The organism is Kitasatospora putterlickiae, from assembly GCF_039527695.1.
GTDB classification, from domain to species: Bacteria; Actinomycetota; Actinomycetes; order Streptomycetales; family Streptomycetaceae; genus Kitasatospora; species Kitasatospora putterlickiae.
In genome coordinates this window covers 1-5,197 of the sequence record NZ_BAAAKJ010000570.1, presented here as the reverse complement: position 1 = coordinate 5,197, position 5,197 = coordinate 1, and the positions used below count along the sequence as shown (strand labels likewise).

At 71.5% G+C, this 5,197-nt stretch carries 3 protein-coding genes; all 3 read right to left on the bottom strand.

Annotated features, from left to right (window positions below; translation table 11 throughout):
- Positions 1–687, bottom strand: a complete 687-nt coding sequence (locus tag ABD308_RS39470) for a DUF742 domain-containing protein (protein WP_344345971.1) — start codon at positions 685–687, stop codon at positions 1–3.
- A 161-nt stretch (positions 688–848) separates the two neighbouring features.
- Positions 849–1,262 carry a roadblock/LC7 domain-containing protein gene (locus ABD308_RS39465; RefSeq protein ID WP_344345973.1) on the bottom strand — a complete coding sequence of 138 codons (414 nt, stop codon included), beginning with the start codon at positions 1,260–1,262 and terminating at the stop codon, positions 849–851.
- 10 nt (positions 1,263–1,272) lie between these two features.
- Positions 1,273–4,752: a sensor histidine kinase gene (locus ABD308_RS39460; protein WP_344345969.1), complete on the bottom strand. Its 3,480-nt coding sequence runs from the start codon at positions 4,750–4,752 to the stop codon at positions 1,273–1,275.
- Positions 4,753–5,197: the final 445 nt, after the last annotated feature.

The following is a 5,197-nucleotide window of genomic DNA, read 5'->3' as shown; positions in this document are numbered from 1 at the left end:
TTAGAGCTTGCGAAGTCCACTGAGGACCCTTTCGAGCAGCGTGACGTCGGGCTGGTTTCCGGATTCCCCGCCGGAAGCGGGCTGGTGGATGGCGACCAGGCCGGCCTCGGCCAGGTCGGCCACGAGGATGCGGGCCACTCCCAGCGGAAGGGAGAGCAGCGCCGAGACCTCGGCAACGGACTTGACCTCGGTGCACAGCGTGCAGATCCGCTGGTGCTCGGGGAGCAGGGTGGCCAGGCGCTGCGGGTCCACGTTGGCCGAGACGAGCGCCTCCAGGGCGAGCTCGTAGCGGGGCCGGGTGCGGCCGCCGGTCATCGCGAACGGGCGGATCAGCGGTCCGGAGTCGACCTCGTCCTCGAAGTCGTCGCCCGCTCCGGGGTCCTGGACCGGCCCGTGGTGGCCGGGCTGTCCGGCCGGCTGCCCGACGGCCGGGCCGCGGCCGGGCTGGTGTCCGAGCGTGCCGTCCTGGTAGCCGGACGGGGGAGCGTCGTAGGAGGGCCGGGGCTGGGCGTACTGGTCGTACTGCCCCGGCGCGTACGGCTGGCCGTACTGCTGGCCGTACTGGCCGTGGAGCGGCTGGCCGTACTGTTGACCGTGGCCGACGACGCCGGGTGCTCCGAAGGCGTCATGGCCTGCGCCAGGGTACGGAACGCCGTACTGGCCGCTGCGGTCGTCGGGCGGTGTCACGGTTCCTCTCCTCACAGGGTGCGGCGGTGCGGTGCGAGCTCTGGCACGGGTCCGGAGCCGGTGGTGCGAAGGCCGTACAACGTCCGAACCCGAGCCCGCCGAAGCGGGCCCGGGACGAACGCGGAGGTGCTTCGAATACCTGGACGGTATCCGACGGACCGTCAGTGCAGGAGACTGCCCTGGAGTTCTGCGCGGAGTGCGGGGGTGAGGACGGCGCCGGCGCGGTCGACGAGCAGGGCCATCTCGTATCCGACGAGGCCGATGTCGGAGTCGGGGGAGGCCAGGACGGCGAGCGCGGAGCCGTCGCTGATGGCCATGAGGAAGAGGAAGCCGCGTTCCATCTCGACGACGGTCTGGTTGACCTCGCCGCCCTCGAAGATCCGGCTGGCGCCGGTGGTGAGGGAGGTGAGGCCGGAGGCGACGGCGGCGAGCTGGTCGGCGCGGTCGCGGGGGAAGCCCTCGGACATGCACAGCAGGAGGCCGTCCGCGGAGACCACCACCGTGTGCGACACCCCGGGGGTGTTGTCCACGAAATTGGTGATCAGCCAGTTCAGGTTCTGTGCGGCCTGGCTCATCTGACTCAACTCAACGCTCCTGGTGGTTCGAGCCGCCGAAGAGATCGGTGCTGCGATTCTGCTGTCCGTTGCCGGACGGGTCTACCTGATCGGGGTCGATCCGGAAGCTTCCGGTGGTACCGGCACTGCGGCCCTGCTCGACGCCGCGGCGCAGGTTGGTGAGCCGGCCGCGGACCTCCTCGGGCGCGCGGGAGACCTGCGGGCCGTCCTGCGGAGTGGGCTTGGCGTTGCCGGCCACCAGGTTCTGCTTGGGCACGCGCCGGGGCAGGCCGGCCGAAGTGGTGCCGCTGGAGGAGGGTTCGCGGAGCTTCTCGGCGCGCTGCCAGTCGTTGTCGTTGGGCGACTGCCAGGCGGCGGTGCCGGCGGCGGTCGGGCCGGTGGGCCCGTAGCCGCCGAGGGCGGACACGTCGTGGCCGCGCGGTTCGGCCGGAACGGAGGAGGTGTCCTTGGCGCCGGTGAACCAGTTCGGGCTCTCGCCGTCACCGTCGACGTCCTGCTGGCCGGCCGTGAAGCCGCCGGCCAGCTGCTGGCCGGGACGGCGCTGCGGCAGTCCGGACGGCAGGGTGGCGGGTGCGGCGCCGGCGGCCGGGAGGGCGGGCTGCTCGGGGGCGTACGGGTGGCCGGCCGGGGCCTCGTCGGCCTGGTGGCCGTACTGGTCGTCGGCGTAGCCGGGCTGGTCGTAGCCGGTCTGCCGCCCGTACTCGTCCTGCTGCCCGTAGTCGTCCTGGTGGCCGTACTCGTCGTAGCCCTGCTGCGGGTACTGGCCGTAGCCGTCCTGCTGGTAGCCCTCGGCGTCGTAGCCGACGCCCTGGCCGTACTCGTCCCGCTGCCCGTAGCCGCCGCCCTGCTGCCCGTACTGGTCGTCGGCGTAGCCGGACCGCTCGTAGCCCTGCTGCGGGTACTGGCCGTCCTGGGCGTAGGCCTCGTCGTTGCGGCGGCCGTAGGCCGGGTAGTCGTCCTCGACCTCGACCTCGGCGTCCAGCACCGGCGGCGGGGCGTCGTGCGGGCCGGACTCCAGCGCGGCGCGGCGGACCTGGTCCAGGCGCTGCGAGCGCTGGACCGCCTCCAGGGCCGGGCTGAACCCGCTGGAACCGGAGTTGCCGATGCCGGTGAGGTGGTCGTCGAAGCCGAGCTCGGCGGCGCTGCGGGCCGGCTCCCGGTCGGCGCCCCACGCGGCGGACGGCTCCTGGTCGGCGAAGATCCGGGAGACGGTGAACTGCTCCTCGGGCTCCGGCTCCGCGGCCATCTGGGTCACGAACGGCGGCAGCATGACCAGCGAGGTGGTGCCGGCCGACTCGCCGGACGGGCGGAGCTGGACGCGGATGTCGTGCCGCTGGGAGAGCCGGCCGACCACGAAGAGGCCCATGCGGCGGGAGATGGTGGCGTCGACCGTGGGCGGCTCGGCCAGCTTCTCGTTGATCTCCGCGAAGTCCTCGGCGGTGAGGCCGATGCCCTTGTCGTGGATCTCGACGAGCACCCGGCCGTCCGGCAGGCGGGTCGCGTTGACCAGCACCCGGGTCTGCGGGCTGGAGAAGGTGGTGGCGTTCTCCAGCAGCTCGGCGAGCAGGTGGACGAGGTCGGTCACGGCGGCGCCGACGACCTCGGCCTCGGGGATGCCGGAGAGCTCGACGCGCTCGTACTGCTCCACCTCGGACGCGGCGGCGCGGAGCACGTCGACCAGCGGGACCGGGGTGTTCCAGCGCCGGCCGGCCTCCTCGCCCGCGAGGACGAGCAGGTTCTCGCCGTTGCGGCGCATGCGGGTGGCGAGGTGGTCCAGCTTGAAGAGGTTCTCCAGTTGGTCCGGGTCGGCCTCGTTGTTCTCCAGGTCCGTGATCAGCGCCAGCTGGCGCTGGATGAGGCTCTGGCTGCGGCGCGACAGGTTGGTGAAGATCGCGTTGACGTTGCCTCGCAGCAGCGCCTGCTCGGCGGCGAGCGCGACCGCCTGCCGGTGGACCTGGTCGAAGGCCCGGGCGACCTCGCCGATCTCGTCCTTGCCGTGCAGCGGGATCGGGGTGACGTTGGTGTCCACCCGGTCCGGGTCGGTCTTGGAGAGCCTCTCGACCAGCTCGGGCAGACGGTGGTCGGCGATCTCCAGGGCGGCGTTGCGCAGGGTGCGCATGCCGAGGATCATCGAGCGCGCCACGTAGCCGGTGAGGACACCGGCCAGGATCAGCGCGACGAGCACGATCAGCGAGTTGAGGATGGCGTCGAAGCGGGCGTTGTCCCGCAGCTGGGCGGCGTCCACGAGCACGTCGTCCAGCAGCGCGACCTCGGTGGAGCGCAGGCTGGCGATGTGGGTGTTGGCGGCCTGGTTCCAGTTCTCCGGGGTGAGGCCGGAGTCCTTGGCGTCCTTGTAGGCGCGGTCCGCGACGTCCTTGCCCTGGGACTGCCCGGTGGCGGCGGCCTGGGTGTAGGCGGTGCCGAGGCTCAGCAGGCCCTGCATGGTCGGGACGCCGCCGTTGGGCATCCGGTAGGCGGCGTGCTGGTCGGCCTTGGCCTGGGCGACCTGGGCGGCGGAGTACTGCGCGACGTCCTCGGGGGCGCTGCCGGTGTTGAACTCGGTGAGCGCGGTCTGCTCCAGGCGCTGGGCGACCAGCAGCTGCTGGATGAGGTCGACGTTCTCGTACCGGGTGGTCTTCTGGGCGGAGATGCCGACCAGCAGCTGGAGCATCAGGGCGCGCTGGGACGAGGCGGAGGCCTTGGCCAGCGACATGGCGTAGATCGCGCGGCCCTTGCTGGTCAGGTTGGAGGAGCCGAGGCCGACCGAGTTGTCGTAGGACAGCAGGGGGGCGTACATCACCGAGTAGGCGCTGACGGTCGCGGGGGCGAAGAGGTTGTCGGCGTAGGCGGCGGCGCGCAGCTGCGGCAGGTAGACGACCACGGACTCGAAGGTCTCGTGGCGCCGGGGGAGCTCGCCGGACTTGTCGCTGGCCTCGTAGGCGGCGTTGTACGCCTTGAGGGCGGCGTCGGTGGTCGAGCGCGCCTTGGTGACCTCGTTGTTCGGGTCCTGCTTGGTGATCAGGGGTATGAGCGTCTTGTCGCGCTCGCTCTCCAGCGCCTCGGCGAGTTCGGTGGCGGCCTTGGCGAGGGTGGCGGTGCGCAGGGCGCGGTCGGCCTTGACGAAGCCGTCGATCGAGGTGTTGACGCGCAGACCGCCGAAGACCAGGGCGATGACGACCGGGATCAGCAGGATCGCGATCAGACGGGCCGGCACGCGCCAGTTGCGCGGGCGCACGAAGTCGTACCGGCTGCTCTTGGGGCCGGTGTCGTCCGTGCCGGAGCCGGAGCCGGGCGCGGAGCCGGTGCCGGCGCCCTGGCCGGACGTCTGCTCCTGGCCGGGCTTCGGCTGCTGCGGTGCCGGGGCGGCCTGCGGCCGTTCCTCGGCCGGTGTGAACGCCGAGAACCCGCCCGGTTCCGGTGCGGTGCCGTTCGGCTCGCTCTGGCGGGGCTCGGAGCGCCGCTGCGGGGCGACCTGCTGCTTACGCCTCACTCGACAACTACCTCTCGGCCGACAGCCGGCCATGGATCAATCCAGCGCTACCCCAGGGGGCCGCCCGTTCCGGGGAACGGCAGCCGTATGGGATCCAAGGGGTAGCTGGAATTTCAGCACGTGCAGGGATGGGGGACAAACAGCTGCTGGTGGGCGAAGCGCACGGCACAATTCAGGACATTCGCCGACATGTTGGCGCAAAACTGTGGACTTCTGGCGCTGAGTGATGCCGATTCGCTACAAACAGTCATTGTTGATCACGAAATGCCTACCGAACTGTTATCCGCTGCTTATGAGAGGGTCTTGCGCGGGGCGCCCGGACGACACCCCTTCGCAGGCGAACGTGCCCCGGTACCCGGTCGGCGCGACGGGGTACCGGGGCCGCCGGCCTCGGGTTTCCGCTCAGCGCAGGCGGGCGAGGAGGGCGTGTTCGACGAGGGTGATG

What these genes read in the sequence shown, in the direction of transcription:
- ABD308_RS39465 (WP_344345973.1), bottom strand. Translation starts at nt 1,262, where the DNA reads ATGAGCCAGGCCGCACAGAACCTGAACTGGCTGATCACCAATTTCGTG.